Annotated in this window: 15 protein-coding genes; 5 read left to right on the top strand and 10 right to left on the bottom strand. The window is 61.7% G+C overall.

Annotated elements, in window-relative coordinates:
- The first annotated feature begins 66 nt into the window (after positions 1 to 66).
- From M2497_RS06520 to cmoB, 4 genes are read left to right on the top strand one after another with little or no spacing between them, the layout of a single operon-like run.
- Positions 67 to 456: a protease inhibitor I42 family protein gene (locus tag M2497_RS06520; protein WP_248486427.1), complete on the top strand. Its 390-nt coding sequence runs from the start codon at positions 67 to 69 to the stop codon at positions 454 to 456.
- Between the two features lies 1 nt (position 457).
- Positions 458 to 1,114 (top strand): lysoplasmalogenase, encoded by a 657-nt coding sequence (locus M2497_RS06515; protein ID WP_248486425.1) that lies wholly within the window; start codon positions 458 to 460, stop codon positions 1,112 to 1,114.
- Between the two features lie 36 nt (positions 1,115 to 1,150).
- Positions 1,151 to 1,894 (top strand): carboxy-S-adenosyl-L-methionine synthase CmoA, encoded by a 744-nt coding sequence (cmoA, locus tag M2497_RS06510; protein WP_248486423.1) that lies wholly within the window; start codon positions 1,151 to 1,153, stop codon positions 1,892 to 1,894.
- On the top strand, positions 1,891 to 2,847 hold the full coding sequence (gene cmoB / locus M2497_RS06505; protein ID WP_248486421.1) for a tRNA 5-methoxyuridine(34)/uridine 5-oxyacetic acid(34) synthase CmoB: 957 nt from the start codon (positions 1,891 to 1,893) through the stop codon (positions 2,845 to 2,847). Before cmoA ends, cmoB begins: the two co-directional genes overlap by 4 nt.
- A gap of 142 nt (positions 2,848 to 2,989) precedes the next feature.
- Here the strand turns inward: cmoB and tadA are convergent, their stop codons facing one another.
- The 10 genes from tadA to lptF all read right to left on the bottom strand — a co-directional run bounded on the left by tadA (position 2,990) and on the right by lptF (position 13,386).
- Positions 2,990 to 3,487, bottom strand: a complete 498-nt coding sequence (tadA, locus tag M2497_RS06500; protein ID WP_248486419.1) for a tRNA adenosine(34) deaminase TadA — start codon at positions 3,485 to 3,487, stop codon at positions 2,990 to 2,992.
- Positions 3,487 to 4,869, bottom strand: coding sequence for a multicopper oxidase family protein (locus M2497_RS06495; protein ID WP_248486416.1), 1,383 nt, complete (start codon positions 4,867 to 4,869; stop codon positions 3,487 to 3,489). Before M2497_RS06495 ends, tadA begins: the two co-directional genes overlap by 1 nt.
- 132 nt (positions 4,870 to 5,001) lie before the next feature.
- Positions 5,002 to 5,745: a pyridoxine 5'-phosphate synthase gene (gene pdxJ / locus M2497_RS06490; protein ID WP_058425776.1), complete on the bottom strand. Its 744-nt coding sequence runs from the start codon at positions 5,743 to 5,745 to the stop codon at positions 5,002 to 5,004.
- 51 nt (positions 5,746 to 5,796) lie between these two features.
- Positions 5,797 to 6,486, bottom strand: coding sequence for a DNA repair protein RecO (recO, locus tag M2497_RS06485; RefSeq protein ID WP_058425777.1), 690 nt, complete (start codon positions 6,484 to 6,486; stop codon positions 5,797 to 5,799).
- A gap of 163 nt (positions 6,487 to 6,649) precedes the next feature.
- Positions 6,650 to 7,552 carry a GTPase Era gene (gene era, locus M2497_RS06480; RefSeq protein ID WP_101266848.1) on the bottom strand — a complete coding sequence of 301 codons (903 nt, stop codon included), beginning with the start codon at positions 7,550 to 7,552 and terminating at the stop codon, positions 6,650 to 6,652.
- Complete coding sequence (gene rnc / locus M2497_RS06475) at positions 7,545 to 8,234, bottom strand: ribonuclease III (protein WP_012722401.1); 690 nt, start codon at positions 8,232 to 8,234, stop codon at positions 7,545 to 7,547. The genes era and rnc overlap by 8 nt, the downstream gene beginning before the upstream one ends.
- Positions 8,235 to 8,384: 150 nt before the next feature.
- Positions 8,385 to 9,239: a signal peptidase I gene (gene lepB / locus M2497_RS06470; protein WP_248486414.1), complete on the bottom strand. Its 855-nt coding sequence runs from the start codon at positions 9,237 to 9,239 to the stop codon at positions 8,385 to 8,387.
- Positions 9,240 to 9,244: 5 nt separating this feature from the next.
- Complete coding sequence (gene lepA, locus M2497_RS06465) at positions 9,245 to 11,044, bottom strand: translation elongation factor 4 (RefSeq protein WP_003188853.1); 1,800 nt, start codon at positions 11,042 to 11,044, stop codon at positions 9,245 to 9,247.
- Positions 11,045 to 11,195: 151 nt separating this feature from the next.
- A complete protein-coding gene (gene lptG, locus M2497_RS06460) occupies positions 11,196 to 12,275 on the bottom strand; it encodes an LPS export ABC transporter permease LptG (RefSeq protein WP_248486412.1) in 1,080 nt (359 codons plus the stop codon).
- On the bottom strand, positions 12,268 to 13,386 hold the full coding sequence (gene lptF / locus M2497_RS06455; protein WP_248486410.1) for an LPS export ABC transporter permease LptF: 1,119 nt from the start codon (positions 13,384 to 13,386) through the stop codon (positions 12,268 to 12,270). The genes lptG and lptF overlap by 8 nt, the downstream gene beginning before the upstream one ends.
- A 284-nt stretch (positions 13,387 to 13,670) precedes the next feature.
- On the opposite strand from lptF, the gene M2497_RS06450 reads away from it, so the two are divergent.
- Positions 13,671 to 15,161, top strand: coding sequence for a leucyl aminopeptidase (locus M2497_RS06450; protein ID WP_248486408.1), 1,491 nt, complete (start codon positions 13,671 to 13,673; stop codon positions 15,159 to 15,161).
- The last annotated feature ends 2 nt before the right edge of the window (positions 15,162 to 15,163 follow it).

Raw genomic sequence — 15,163 nt, 5'->3', positions numbered from 1 at the left:
CCTGTTGTCACACCTTGTCTCATCTTCGGTTATGCTCGCCCTTCGTCGTGAATGAACGGAGCCCCCATGACCGCTGCCCGCCTGCTTCTCCCCTTGAGCCTTGCCCTGCTGGCCGCGTGTGCCAGCGCACCGAAGCAAAACATCAGCGTGGACAACCAGAGCACCTGCCCGCTTCAACTTAAAACCGGGCAAAACCTGATCCTCACCCTCCCAAGCAACCCCACCACCGGTTACCGCTGGGCCATCCAGGATTCCGCTGGCGGCGTACTGCGTGCGTTGAGCCCTGAGGTCTACAGCAGCACAGAATCCGGCGTGATCGGCGGCGGCGGCCAATCGACCTGGCGCTTCCAGGCCTTCGCCGCCGGCCAGGGCCGTTTGCGCCTGACCTCCCAGCAACCCTGGGAGCCGGAAGCCGAGCCCGTCGAAACCTTTGACTGCGCCATTACGGTGAACTGATATGCCTTGGCTGATTCTTGCGTTGATGGGCGCCGGCACTTTCATCTACGGCCTGACCACCCATGCCACCTTATTGTGCCTGCTGGTCAAGCCACTGCCGGTGCTGGCGCTGCTGGGCTGGCTGCATGATGCACCGCCCACCGACTATCGACGCTGGATCAGCCTGGGGCTGATTTTCTCCTTGGTGGGCGACGTGTTGCTGGCCTGGCCCGGCGACCTGTTTATCTTTGGCCTGGGTGCGTTCCTGTTTGCGCACCTGGCGTACCTCAAGGCCTATTTCAGCGACTGCCGTCGTCTTGCATGGCTGCCGCTGCTACTGGCGTTGGGCGTGGGCGCGATCCTGCTGAGTATCCTGATTTCCCACGGCCTGGGCGACCTGCTGATTCCGGTGGTGGTGTATGCGCTGGTGATCAGCGCCATGCTCTGGCGTGCACTGGCACGCTTGGGCAGTGAAGTGCCGCAGCGCTCGGCACTGCTGGCGGCGGCGGGCGCGGCGTCGTTTGTGTTTTCCGACACGCTGATCGGGATCAATCGGTTTGTGGTGGCGTTCGAGGCGGCGCCGTATTTGTTGATCGTCACTTATTGGCTGGGACAATGGGGCATCACCGCCTCGGCTTTCCATCAGACAACCCGCGCATCCGAGGGCCAAGTTGGCTAAAATGCCGGCCTTTCCCCAATCGTCGCCGGAACAACCGTGAGCAAAGAACCCGATCGCCTATTCGCCCAGCCCCTGCCCCAGGTGCCGGACTTCGCCTTCAACGAAGACGTGGTGCGGGTGTTCCCGGACATGATCAAGCGCTCGGTGCCGGGTTACCCGACCATCGTCGAGAACCTCGGCGTACTCGCGGCGCAATTTGCCCAACCCAATAGCGTGCTCTATGACCTGGGCTCGTCCCTCGGCGCGGTCACCCAGGCCCTGCGTCGCCATGTGCGCACTGACGGTTGCCGGGTGATCGCGGTGGATAACTCGACGGCGATGGTCGAGCGCTGCCGTGAATACCTCAACGGCCAGGACTCGATGTTCCAGGAGTTGCTGCCGGTCGAGGTGATCGAGGGCGATATCCTCGCACTGCAATTTGCCCCGGCCTCGGTGGTGGCGCTGAATTTCACCCTGCAATTCATTGCCCCCGATGAGCGCCTGGCGTTGCTCTCGCGCATCCGCCAAGCGCTGTTGCCGGGCGGTGCGTTGATCCTGTCGGAGAAGTTGCGTTTCAATGATCCCGAAGAGCACGCGCTGCTCACCGACCTGCATATCGCGTTCAAACGCGCCAACGGCTACAGCGAACTGGAAATCGCCCAGAAGCGCAGCGCCATCGAAAACGTCATGAAGCCCGACAGCCTCGAAGAACACCGCGAACGCCTGCTGGCGGCCGGGTTCTCTAAAGTCGTGCCGTGGTTCCAGTGTCTTAACTTTGCCTCGTTGATTGCCTTGCCATGATTGATCTGTCCCCCCTCGCCCGCCACCTGGTCGGCACTCCCCTGGCCGTGTGGGCCCAGGGCCTGCAAGCGCAACTCGACAGCAAGATGGAAAAGGGTCATGGCGACCTTGCGCGTTGGCAGAGTGCGCTGGATGCGCTGCCCAAGATCCAGCCCAGCGACGTGGATTTGCTCAACGGCCTGACACTCGACACCGACTGCGACGATGACACCCGCGCGCAGATGCACACTGCGTTGATGGGCCTGAGCCCGTGGCGCAAAGGGCCGTTCAACCTGTTCGGCGTGCATGTGGACACCGAGTGGCGCTCGGACTGGAAATGGTCGCGGGTTGCGCCGCACCTGAACCTGAAGGGCAAGCGCATTCTCGATGTCGGCTGCGGCAACGGCTACTACATGTGGCGCATGCTCGGCGCCGGCGCCGACAGCGTGATCGGCGTGGACCCGAATTGGCTGTTTTTCTGCCAGTTCCAGGCGGTGCAGCGTTACCTCTCCGAGCCCAAGGCCTGGCACCTACCGTTCCCGTTCGAAGACCTGCCAGCGAATCTGGAAGGTTTTGATACGGTGTTTTCCATGGGCGTGTTCTATCACCGGCGTTCGCCCATCGAGCATTTGCTGGCGTTGAAAGACACCTTGGTCAAAGGCGGCGAACTGGTCTTGGAAACCTTGGTGGTGGAAGGCGATCAGCAACAAGTGCTGGTGCCGGAAGATCGCTACGCGCAGATGCGTAACGTGTGGTTCCTGCCCTCAGTGCCGGCGCTGATGCTATGGCTGCGCCGTGCAGGCTTCAGCGATGTGCGCTGCGTGGATGTGAGCGTGACCACGGTCGAGGAACAGCGCGGGACGGAGTGGATGAAGTACCAGTCGCTGAGTGACTTCCTCGACCCCGAAGACCACAGCAAGACGATAGAAGGGCTGCCGGCGCCGATGCGGGCGGTGATCGTCGCCAGGAAGTGACGCTGATACCTCACTGATAAAATAGAGTTCCAAATGTGGGAGGGGGCTTGCCCCCGATGGCGGTGTATCAGTCATAAATATGCTTACTGACCCACTGCTATCGGGGGCAAGCCCCCTCCCACATTTTGATCTCCAGCGTCGTTTAGAGAGCAGGTTTGGCCCGGCGCGCCCTGAAGAACTCGCTCAATACCGTCCCGCACTCCTCAGCCAGCACACCACCCTCGAACAACACTCGATGATTCAGAAAGCCCTGGGTAAAAAACTGCCCCTGGCTTTGCACGATCCCCGCCTTGGGCTCCAGCGCGCCATACACCACACGGGCAACCCGTGAATGAACGATCAGGCCCGCGCACATGCTGCACGGTTCCAGGGTCACGTAAAGGGTGCTGCCCACCAGGCGGTAATTGCTGATGGCTTGCGCGGCGGCGCGGATGGCGACCATCTCAGCGTGAGCGCTGGGGTCGTTGCCGCTGATCGGGCAGTTGAAGCCTCGGCCGATGATCTGACCGTCCTGCACCAGCACCGCGCCGACGGGCACTTCACCCAGCGCAGCACCTTGGGCGGCGAGGGCCAGGGCTTCGCGCATAAAGTCCTGGTCGCGGCTGCGGTCGATGATCGCGGTGGGGCGGATCTGGCGCATCACGCCACCTCGATGGCGGCCATCAGGCCGGTTTCCATGTGGTCGATCACGTGGCAGTGGAACATCCAGACGCCTGGGTTATCCGCCACCAACGCCACGCGGGCACGCTCGTTCTTGCCCAGCAGGTAGGTGTCGGTGAAATACGGGATCACCTTGTGGCGGTTCGAGGCGATCACCTTGAAGCTCATGCCGTGCAGGTGGATCGGGTGCTGGTACTGGGTCATGTTCTTCAATTCGAAAATGTAGCTCTTGCCCTTCTCCAGCTTGGCAATCGGACGATCGGCGCAGGTCTTGTCGGTGATGTCCCAGGCCTTGCCGTTGATCTGCCACAGGCTGGGTGGCTTGCCGTTGTCGGTATCGACCGAGACCGAACCCACCCACTCGAAATTGAAGTTGAGTTTCTCGGCATTGGCCAGGTCCGGCTCGCTGATCGGGTTGGCAGGCAACGCAGACGGCCATTCGCTGGGCGCATCGGTGCTGGCGACCGAACGGAAGGTGCCGAGCCGTACCGGGCCGTTGCGGATCGACAGCTCCTCGCCCGCCGGCGGTGCCTTGATCGCCAGGCAGATGCGCATGCCCGGGCCCAGCCAGTATTCCTTGCCCAGTGGGCGTGGCTCGATAGGGTTGCCGTCCAGCGCGTAGATCTGTGCTTCAACGTCTGGAATGTTGATGCGATAGGTCAGGGTGTTGTCGAGGTTGAGCAACCGCACGCGGGTAATCTGACCGGCGGGCAAATCGATCACCGCCTGGGACACGCCGTTGATGGTCGACAAGCGCCCTGCCGTACCGCCCCGAGCGGCCTCACGCGGGATACTGAACGCGACGAAAGCGCCCTCCTCATCCACATGCCAGCTTTTCAGGCTGAGGGTGCGTTCGTGTTTGAAACCTGTGGGTTCGCGCTCTTCGATGATCAACGGGCCGACCAGGCCACGGCCGAGTTCTTCGCTGCTGTTCACGTGGGGGTGGTACCAGTAGCTGCCGGCGTCGGGTACGCGGAATTTGTAGTCGAAGTATTCGCCGGGCAGTACCGGCAATTGTGAGACGTAGGGCACGCCGTCCATTTCCAGCGGCAGGCGAATGCCGTGCCAGTGAATGGTGGTGGCGACCGGCAGGTGGTTGATGAAACGCACCCGCAGCCATTCGCCCTGGCGCACCCGCAACTCGGTACCCGGCGCTGAGGGGCCGAATGCCCAGGCTTGGGTCTTGTGCCCTGGCACCAACTCCACGTCCAACGGCGCGGCGATCAGTTCGTAATCATGCCCAGCCTCGGCTTCGGCGACTTTCCCCAGCCAGTAGCGATAGGCGCCACCGGCACCGACGCCCACTACGGCCAGGCCTGCAAGACCACCCAGGATTTGTCGACGGGAAAAGGATCGGGACACAACAACCTCACGTATCGGCCGCAGGCCCAAGGCCTGCAAAGGGCAGATACGATACACCTGCAACGGCTAAACAGTAAGGGTTCGCATGTGGGAAGGGGCAAGCCGCCTCCCACATTGGATCTTCAGTATTTTTTAGTGCTTGGCGGCGGCCAGGATCAGGGCTTTCATCTCGGCCACCGCGCCCTTGAAACCGACGAACAGCGCATGGGCCACCAGCGCATGGCCGATGTTCAGCTCATTGATGCCCTTGATCGCGGCCACGGCTTCGACGTTGTGGTAATGCAGGCCATGGCCGGCGTTGACGATCAGGCCTTCCTTGAGGCCGCAACTCACACCGTCGATGATGCGTTGCAGTTCGTCAGCCACTTCGGTAGGGGTGGTGGCGTCGGCGTAACGGCCGGTGTGCAGTTCGATTGCCGGGGCACCGACACGGCGCGAGGCTTCGATCTGGCGCTCGTCGGCGTCGATGAACAACGAGACTTCACTGCCGATCTTCGACAGGCGCTCCACGGCGGCCTTGATCCGCGCTTCCTGGCCGGCCACGTCGAGGCCACCTTCGGTGGTCAGTTCCTGACGGGTTTCGGGCACCAGGCAGATGTGCGCCGGGCGGATGCGCTCGGCGAACTGCATCATTTCCTCGGTGACGCCCATTTCGAAGTTCATGCGGGTTTGCAGCACATCCTTGAGCAGCAGCACGTCGCGCTCCTGGATGTGGCGGCGGTCTTCGCGCAGGTGCACGGTGATGCCGTCGGCGCCCGCTTCTTCGGCGTCCAGCGCAGCCTTGACCGGGTCAGGGTAACGGGTGCCCCGGGCCTGGCGCAGGGTAGCGACGTGGTCGATGTTGACGCCAAGAAGAATGCGATTGCTGGTGGTCACGGAAGCGCTCCTGAAAAGGGAAAGAAACGCCGCACAGCATACACGGGGTTGTCAGGGCTTTCGAAACAACTCGCGACTGACCAGCGGGCGCCCGCCCAAATGCACAGCCAGGGCCTGGCGCATCAGGCGTTTGGCGGCGGACAAGGCGCCGGGCGCCGTCCAGTCCGCTTCGCTCATGGCCAGCAGCTCGGTGCCCTGGAACAGGCCGGGTTGCAGCAGATACACACGCTCGAGGCCGGCGTCCACCTGCAGGCGATACATGCCATCGGCGGCGATGGGCTCGCCGTGCAGGTCGTTGGCCAGTTCGAAGCCGTAGCCCAGGTCATCGAGCAGGCGCCATTCGAACGCACGCAGCAGCGGCTCCAAGGGACGACCTTCGGCCAGGGCCAACAGTGTGGCGGCGTAGTGATCGAAGACTGCCGGGTGCGGGTCTTCGGCGGGGAGCAGGCGGATCAGCAGTTCATTGAGGTAGAGGCCGCTGAACAGCGCGTCGCCGTTGAGCCAGGCCGAGGTGCCCACGCTTTCCATGCGGCCGACGTTTTTCAGCTCGCCCTTGCCGCGAAACTCCACGTCCAGGGCCACGAACGGCCGCGCCAGCGTGCCCGCCTTGCCCCGCGCACTGCGCAAGACTGCGCGCAGGCGGCCCTGGGGCGTGAGGAAGTCCACCAAGGCGCTTGTCTCGCGGTAGGCGCGGCTGTGCAGGACGTAGGCGAGTTGGCTGGGGGGTGGGGATTGGGACATGGCTGCTCACTGCTGGAATGCACTTTTGAAAACGACACAAACCTAATGTGGGAGGGGGCTTGCCCCCGATGGCAGTGTGTCAGTCACTTATTTGTCAACTGACCCACCGCCATCGGGGGCAAGCCCCCTCCCACATTTTCAGCCCTGCGGTGCATTCAGGACCTTACAGGTCGCCATAGCCCAGGGAGCGCAGTGCGCGCTCGTCATCGGACCAGCCGCCCTTCACCTTCACCCACAGGTTGAGCATGATCTTGGAATCGAACAGCAATTCCATGTCCTTGCGCGCCTCGGTGCCGATGCGCTTGATGCGCTCGCCCTTGTCGCCAATGATGATTTTCTTCTGGCCGTCACGCTCGACGAGGATCAGCGCATGGATGTGCAAGGTCTTGCCCTGCTGCTTGAACTCTTCGATTTCCACGGTGATCTGGTACGGCAGCTCCGCGCCCATCTGGCGCATGATTTTCTCGCGCACCAGTTCAGCGGCGAGGAAGCGGCTGCTGCGGTCGGTGATCTGGTCTTCCGGGAAGAAGTGTTCGTTCTCCGGCAGGTGCTCGGCGATCACGCGCTCCAGGGCATCGAGGTTGTGGCCGTGCTGGGCCGAGATCGGGATGATCTGGGCGTTCGGCAGTTGTTCCTGCAGCCAGCTCAGGTGCGGCATCAGCTCGGCTTTGTCTTCGATACGGTCGGTCTTGTTCAGCGCGACGATCAACGGACCGGTGACGTACTGCACACGTTCGAGGACCATCTGGTCTTCGTCGGTCCACTTGGTGCGGTCGACCACGAAGATCACCACGTCGACGTCTTTCAACGCCGCCGAAGCGGTCTTGTTCATGTAGCGGTTAAGCGCCTTCTCGCCACCCTTGTGCATGCCCGGGGTATCGACGTACACCGCTTGCACGCTGCCTTCGGTCTTGATGCCCAGCATGTTGTGGCGGGTGGTCTGCGGCTTGCGCGAGGTGATCGCCAGCTTCTGGCCGAGGATGTGGTTGAGCAGCGTGGACTTGCCCACGTTCGGGCGGCCGACGATGGCAACATAGCCACAGCGTGTTGCGGTTGAATCAGTCATGGCCATTCTCCACGCCCAGGGCAATCAGTGCTGCGGCGGCCGCTACCTGTTCGGCAATACGGCGGCTCACACCCTGACCTCGGCTTTTTTCGTTCAGTAAGGTGATTTCACATTCCACGAAGAACACGCGGCAATGGGGCTCACCCTGGATATCCACCACTTCGTAGCGTGGCAGTTCGCACCCGCGGGACTGCAAAAATTCCTGCAGGCGGGTCTTGGGGTCTTTATTGGTGTCGACCAGCGTGAGGCTCTCGATCTCGGAGGTCAGCCAGGCGGTGACGCGTTCCTTGGCGGCTTCCATACCGGCATCGAGGTAGATCGCACCGATCAGCGCTTCAAGGGCATCGGCCAGGATCGACTCGCGACGGAAACCGCCGCTCTTCAACTCGCCGGAACCCAGGCGCAGGTACTCGCCCAGGCCAAAGCCACGGGCCAGCACGGCCAGGGTCTCACCCTTCACCAGGCGCGCACGCAGGCGCGACAGCTGACCTTCACGGGCTTGGGGGAAGCGCTCGAACAGCGCCTCACCGGCGACGAAGTTGAGGATGGCATCACCGAGGAATTCCAGGCGCTCGTTGTTGCGCCCGGCAAAGCTGCGGTGTGTGAGGGCAAGGACCATCAATTCCTGGTCCTTGAAGGTGTAGCCGAGCTGGCGCTCGAGACGTGCTAGAGAAACGGTCACGGTTTATCCATATCTAGTTGGTGGCACCGGCGGCCATCGACGATTGACGCAGTGTTCAAATTCAAATCCTGGTTGGTGCTGCAGGAGGCAGGACCGATTTGTCCCCACCCCAGAAAAGCATTCGGCGCTGTGTTCACAGCGCCGCCTGTATTACTTGATCAGCCCGACCCGCGAGAAGTTCGGCAGGTGGCTGAGTTTGGGTTCCGGCCAGCTCATCCAGACCGCAAAGGCCTTGCCGACGATATTCTGGTCGGGAACCATGCCCAGCAGGTCCTTGGGAATGTTGGGGTCATCCCAGTACCGGCTGTCATTGGAGTTGTCGCGGTTGTCGCCCATCATGAAGTAGTGCCCGGCCGGCACGGTCCACTGGCCGTCAGGCTGTGCACGGTAGCGGCTCATTTCCTTGCGGATCTCGTGCTCTACCGCACCGAGTTTTTCCTGGTACAGCTCGGCGCTGCCCAGGCTGTTCGGCTCGGAACCCAGCAGCTTCTCGGCCACCGACTCACCGTTGATGAACAGGCGCTTGTCACTGGTGTAGCGAATCACGTCGCCCGGCAGGCCTACCACACGCTTGATGTAGTTGACGTTCGGGTCGCTCGGGTAGCGGAACACCATCACATCGCCGCGCTGCGGGTCACCGACTTCGATGACCTTCTTGTCGATCACCGGCAGGCGGATCCCGTAGGAAAATTTGTTCACCAGGATGAAGTCGCCCACGTCCAGGGTAGGTTTCATCGACCCCGACGGGATCTGAAACGGCTCCACCAGGAACGAACGCAGCACCAGCACGATGAACAACACCGGGAAGAACGACTTGCCGTATTCAACCAGCAAAGGCTCTTTGTTCAGCTTCTCGATCACCACGCCATCGGGCTGGCTGACGCTGCCCTGATAGGCCGCGATAGCCGCCCGCCGACGCGGGGCGAAGAACACCAGATCGAGCAACGCCAGGAGACCGCAAACGGCAACGGCGATGACCAGCAACAGCGGGAAATTTAGCGACATAGGACCTAACTATCCAACCTGAGCACCGCAAGGAAGGCTTCTTGTGGAACTTCCACGTTACCTACTTGCTTCATGCGTTTTTTACCGGCCTTTTGCTTCTCAAGCAGCTTGCGCTTACGGCTTACGTCACCGCCGTAGCATTTGGCCAGTACGTTCTTTCTGAGTGCCTTGACGGAGGTTCGTGCAATGATCTGCCCGCCAATGGCGGCCTGGATCGCGACGTCGAACATCTGGCGCGGAATCAGTTCTTTCATCTTCTCGGTCAACTGGCGACCTTTGTAGTGCGCGTTGTCCTTGTGCACGATCAGTGCCAGGGCATCGACCTTGTCGCCGTTGATCAACACATCCAGTTTCACCAGATTAGCCGATTGGTAACGGTCGAAATGGTAATCCAGCGAAGCATAGCCGCGGCTGGTGGATTTGAGACGGTCGAAGAAGTCCAGCACCACCTCGTTCATCGGCATATCGTAGGTCACCTGGACCTGGGTACCGAGGAACAGCATGTCGCGCTGTACGCCACGTTTTTCGATACACAAAGTGATGACGTTGCCCAAGTGCTCCTGCGGAACCAGGATATTGGCCCGCACGATAGGCTCGCGCATGTCTTCGATGGCCGACAGATCCGGGAGCTTGGACGGGTTGTCGACGTAAATCGTTTCACCGGTTTTCAGCAACAACTCGAAAATAACGGTGGGCGCGGTGGTGATCAGGTCCAGGTCGTATTCGCGCTCGAGGCGCTCCTGGATGATTTCCATGTGCAGCATGCCCAGGAACCCGCAACGGAAGCCGAAACCCAGGGCGTCGGAGCTTTCCGGGGTGTACTGCAGCGACGAGTCGTTGAGGGTCAGCTTCTGCAGGGCTTCGCGGAAGTCTTCGAAGTCGTCGGAGCTGACCGGGAACAGACCGGCGTAGACCTGCGGCTGGATGCGCTTGAAGCCCGGCAGCACGTCTACATCCGGCGTGGAGCTCAGGGTCAGGGTGTCCCCCACCGGTGCACCGTGAATGTCCTTGATACCGGCGATGATGAAGCCTACTTCACCGGCTTTCAGATCAACGGTCGCGGTGTGCTTGGGGTTGAATACACCGACGCTGTCCACCAGGTGGATCTTGCCGGTGGATTTGACCAGGATCTTGTCGCCTTTCTTCACACGGCCATGACGCACGCGCACCAGGGAGACAACGCCCAGGTAGTTGTCGAACCAGGAGTCGATGATCAACGCTTGCAGCGGATCTTCGTAGTTGCCGGTCGGCGCGGGGATGGTGTGCACCAGGCGTTCGAGCACTTCGTCGACACCCAGGCCGGTCTTGGCGCTGCAGGTGACGGCGTCGGTGGCGTCGATGCCGATGATCTTCTCGATCTCTTCCTTGACGCGCTCTGGCTCGGCCTGGGGCAGGTCGATCTTGTTCAGCACGGGCATGACTTCCAGGCCCTGCTCGATCGCGGTGTAGCAGTTGGCAACCGACTGCGCTTCCACGCCCTGGCCTGCGTCCACCACCAGCAAGGCACCTTCACAGGCCGCCAGGGAACGGCTGACTTCGTAGGTGAAGTCGACGTGGCCCGGGGTGTCAATGAAGTTCAGTTGGTAGGTGATACCGTCTTTGGCCTTGTAATACAGGGTAACGCTGTGGGCCTTGATGGTGATGCCGCGCTCGCGTTCGAGGTCCATGGAGTCCAGGACCTGGGCTTCCATTTCACGCTCGGCAAGGCCACCGCACATTTGGATGAACCGGTCGGCCAGCGTCGACTTGCCATGGTCAATGTGGGCGATGATGGAGAAATTGCGGATATGACTCAAATCACTCACGGATCAACACTCAAAAAGGCTGCAGGCAGATTGCCCGCTGAAAAATAGCCGGGAATTGTACCTGATGCTCAGGCCAGACGTCATCTTTGCTGACCAGAACAAAAATGCCCCGATCTCTCGACCAGGGCATTTTTTGATCATAAGCGCGGTATCAACCGGCCCGACGCAGTAACCAGAAGCCCGCCAGGGCGCAGATGGCCGTGGGCACCAGCACCGCAAACAGCGGCGAGAAGCCGAACACCAGGCTCGACGGACCCAGCAGGTCCTGGGCGATGCGGAAGGTGAAACCCACCAGCACCCCCGTGAATACGCGCTGGCCCAGGGTCACCGAACGCAGCGGGCCAAAGATGAAGGAAATCGCCATCAGCACCAACGCGGCGGTCACCACCGGTTGCAACACCTTGACCCAGAACGCCAGCCAGTAGCGGCCGTTGTTCAGGCCCTGGTCCTTCAGATAGTGGATATAGCCCCACAACCCGGAGATCGGCAGGCTTTCCGGGATCATCACCACGGTATTGAGCAGTTCCGGCTTGAGGGCGATGTCCCACTCCTCGCTCGGCAAGTTGATCACTTCAGTGCTGGCCTTGGTGCCTTGGCCGACATTACGGAAGTAGGTCGTGGTGACGTCGCTGAGTTGCCATTTTTCGCTACTGTACTGCGCACGTTTGGCGAAGCTGGATTCCAGCAGGTGACGTTCTTTGTCGAACGTGTAGCGGGTCACGCCAATCAACAGGCCACCGGGCTGCACCGCGTTGATATGGATGAACTCATCGCCCTGGCGGTGCCACAGGCCATGCTTGGAGCTTTGCGCGTCGCCCGACCCCTGGGCCAGGGCGCGATTGGCCTGGGCAGTGGTTTCGGCCGGTGGCGCGACATATTCGCCGATCAGCACGCTGCAGGCCATCAGCAGCAGCATGGGCTTCATCACCGCCCAGACGGTACGACCGATGGACACGCCGGCAGCGCGCATGATGGTCAGTTCGCTGTTGCTGGCCAGGCTTCCCAGTCCGATCAGGCAGCCGATCAGCGCGGCCATCGGCATCATGTCGTAGAGGCGACGCGGCGCGGTGAGGGCCACATAGCTCAGCACGTCCCATACTGTGTAGGTGTCGCTGACGTTGCCCACTTCATCGATGAAGGCGAACAACGACGCCAGCCCGAGGATGATGCCCAATACCGCCAGGATGGCGATCAGTACGCTGCTACCAATGTAGCGATCGAGCTTAGCCACGAGCCAACTCCTTCTGGCCGCGACGGCTCATCATTTTCAAACGGATCGGTTCCCAGTAGAGCAGCCCCAGGCCGATCACCAGGAAGATCCCGTGCACCCACCACAGGCCCAGGGTCGGCGACAGCTTGCCCTTCTCCAGGGAGCCGCGGGCGGAAATCAGGATGGTCAGGTAAGCCATGTACAGCAGGATCGCCGGCAACAGCTTGAGGAATCGGCCCTGACGCGGGTTGACGCGCGACAGCGGCACGGCCATCAAGGTCACGATGAACACCAGCAGCGGCAGGGAGAGTCGCCATTGCAGCTCGGCAACGGAGCGCAGTTCCTTGCTGCCCCACAGGTCAGTCGTCGGGATGGCATCACGGTCAGTGACTTCGTCGCTGATGTCCGGGCGAGCCAGCATCACGCCATAGGTGTCGTACTTGATTGCGCGGTAATCGGCCATGCCCGGACTGCCGTCATAGCGGTAGCCATTCTCCAGGATCAGGTAGCGACTGCCATCAGGACGCACTTCCTGGCGCCCCGAATCGGCCACCAGCACGGAAATGCCTCGGTCTTTCTTGTCCTGGCCCAGGCGTTTCTCGGAGATGAACACACCGCCCAGATTGGCGCGGTCGTCGGTCAGGGTTTCGGTGTAGGTCACCCGGGAACCGTCATTGAGCGCCTGGAAGCGACCGGGCTCGAGGGTGTCGAACTCGGTCATCGCATCCTGCTTGTTCAGCACCAACTGGAACTGCAAGGCGCCCTGGGGCGCCAGGCCCAGGCTCAGCCAGGCCACGATCAGCGCGATGCCGGCGGCCGGGATCATGGTCATGCCCAGCAAGCGCTGCTGGCTCATGCCGGTGGCCGAGAGCACGGTCATTTCGCTTTCGAGGTACAAGCGGCCATAGGCCAGCAGGATCCCGAGGAACAGGCCCAACGGCAAGATCAACTGCAAGAAGCCCGGCAGGCGGAAGCCCATGATCAGGAACAGCGAGCCCGGGTCCAGGGCGCCGGAGGCAGCCTGGGCCAGGTATTTGACGAAACGACCACTCATGATGATGACCAGCAGCACCGCACTCACGGCACTCAGGGTCAACAGGACTTCGCGGGACAGATAACGGAAGACAATCAAACCAGACACTCCAGGGTTGTCAGGCTAAGGCGGCCAAACAAGCAAGCATACCGAGACAGCCCGTTTATACAGGGCCGGCTAAAAAGATGGCGCATTATCCTGTGATTGACCGCGCCTGTCACGGAGCTTGCTCGTGCACACGCACAAAGCGTGCACCAAGGGTTGTCAGGCTCCGTCGGCGAGGTTCAAACTGCGGCCTTTGTCGCCGGCGGTTTACACAGCTGCCTGGTATTAAAGCCGGAGTACAGACTCCTGGCTAACCGACCTTTATAAGGGACCCGAAAATGGAACTGGTTGTAAAAAGCGTTAGCCCCGAAACGTTGAAAACCGCCACCCTCGTGGTCGCCATCGGCGAAGGCCGCAAGCTCGGCGTGGCCGCCAAGCAACTCGACGAACTCAGCGGCGGCGCTATCAGCGCAGTGCTCAAGCGCGGCGACCTGGCCGGCAAAGTCGGCCAGAGCCTGCTGCTGCAAAGCCTGCCCAACCTCAAGGCCGACCGCGTATTGCTGGTAGGCGTGGGCAAGGATGCCGAGCTGGGCGACCGCCCGTTCCGCAAGATCATCAGCGGCATCCTCAACACCCTCAAGGGCCTGGGTGGCACTGATGCCGCACTGGCCCTCGATGAAATCGTGGTCAAAGGCCGTGACAGCTACGGCAAGACCCGCCTGCTGGCCGAAAGCCTGGTGGACGGCGGCTATATCTTCGACCAGTTCAAGAGCACCAAGGCCGAACCGCGTGCCCTGAAGAAAATCACCCTGCTGACCATCAAGGCCGCCCAGGCTGAAGTCGAGCGCGCCGTGACCCACGCGACTGCAATCGCCAACGGCATGTCGTTCACCCGTGACCTGGGCAACCTGCCGCCGAACATCTGCCACCCGACGTTCCTCGGCGAACAGGCCAAGGCGCTGGGCAAGGAGTTCAAGGGCCTGAAAGTCGAAGTGCTGGACGAGAAGAAGATCAAGGAACTGGGCATGGGCTCGTTCTATGCCGTGGGCCAAGGCAGCGACCAGCCGCCACGCCTGATCGTGATGCAATACAACGGCGGCAAGAAGTCCGAGAAGCCTTACGCCCTGGTGGGTAAAGGCATCACCTTCGACACCGGCGGCATCAGCCTCAAGCCGGGCCTGGGCATGGACGAGATGAAGTACGACATGGGCGGCGCCGCCAGCGTGTTCGGCACCCTGCGTGCCGTGCTGGAACTCAAGCTGCCGATCAACCTGGTGTGCATCCTGGCCTGTGCCGAGAACATGCCGAGCGGCGGCGCGACCCGTCCGGGTGACATCGTCACCACCCTCAGCGGCCAGACCGTCGAAATCCTCAACACCGACGCCGAAGGCCGCCTGGTGCTGTGCGATGCCCTGACCTACGCCGAGCGCTTCAAGCCACAGGCCGTGATCGACATCGCCACCCTGACCGGCGCATGCATCGTCGCCCTGGGCTCCCACACTTCCGGCCTGCTGGGTAACAGCGACGAGCTGATCGAGCAACTGCTCAGCGCCGGTAAAGCCGCCGACGACCGCGCCTGGCAACTGCCGCTGTTCGATGAGTACCAGGAACAGCTGGACAGCCCGTTCGCCGACATCGCCAACATCGGTGGTCCAAAAGCCGGCACCATCACTGCGGCCTGCTTCCTGTCGCGCTTTGCCAAGAACTTCAACTGGGCGCACCTGGACATCGCCGGCACGGCCTGGACCAGCGGCGGCAAGGACAAGGGCGCCACTGGCCGTCCGGTGCCATTGTTGACCCAGTACCTGCTGGATCGCGCCAAGGCCTGAAA

The organism is Pseudomonas sp. CYM-20-01 (assembly GCF_023169845.1).
Classification (GTDB): Bacteria; Pseudomonadota; Gammaproteobacteria; order Pseudomonadales; family Pseudomonadaceae; genus Aquipseudomonas; species Aquipseudomonas azotoformans.
The sequence above is the reverse complement of the archived record's forward strand: the minus strand, read 5'-3'. Positions and strand labels throughout refer to the sequence as shown.

Bases quoted from the DNA above. Each gene is read 5' to 3' on its own strand.
- M2497_RS06520 (WP_248486427.1), top strand. From the start codon at position 67: ATGACCGCTGCCCGCCTGCTTCTCCCCTTGAGCCTTGCCCTGCTGGCC.
- M2497_RS06515 (WP_248486425.1), top strand. From the start codon at position 458: ATGCCTTGGCTGATTCTTGCGTTGATGGGCGCCGGCACTTTCATCTAC.
- cmoB (WP_248486421.1), top strand. From the start codon at position 1,891: ATGATTGATCTGTCCCCCCTCGCCCGCCACCTGGTCGGCACTCCCCTG.
- tadA (WP_248486419.1), bottom strand. From the start codon at position 3,487: ATGCGCCAGATCCGCCCCACCGCGATCATCGACCGCAGCCGCGACCAG.
- recO (WP_058425777.1), bottom strand. From the start codon at position 6,486: ATGTCCCAATCCCCACCCCCCAGCCAACTCGCCTACGTCCTGCACAGC.
- era (WP_101266848.1), bottom strand. From the start codon at position 7,552: ATGACTGATTCAACCGCAACACGCTGTGGCTATGTTGCCATCGTCGGC.
- lepB (WP_248486414.1), bottom strand. From the start codon at position 9,239: ATGTCGCTAAATTTCCCGCTGTTGCTGGTCATCGCCGTTGCCGTTTGC.
- M2497_RS06450 (WP_248486408.1), top strand. From the start codon at position 13,671: ATGGAACTGGTTGTAAAAAGCGTTAGCCCCGAAACGTTGAAAACCGCC.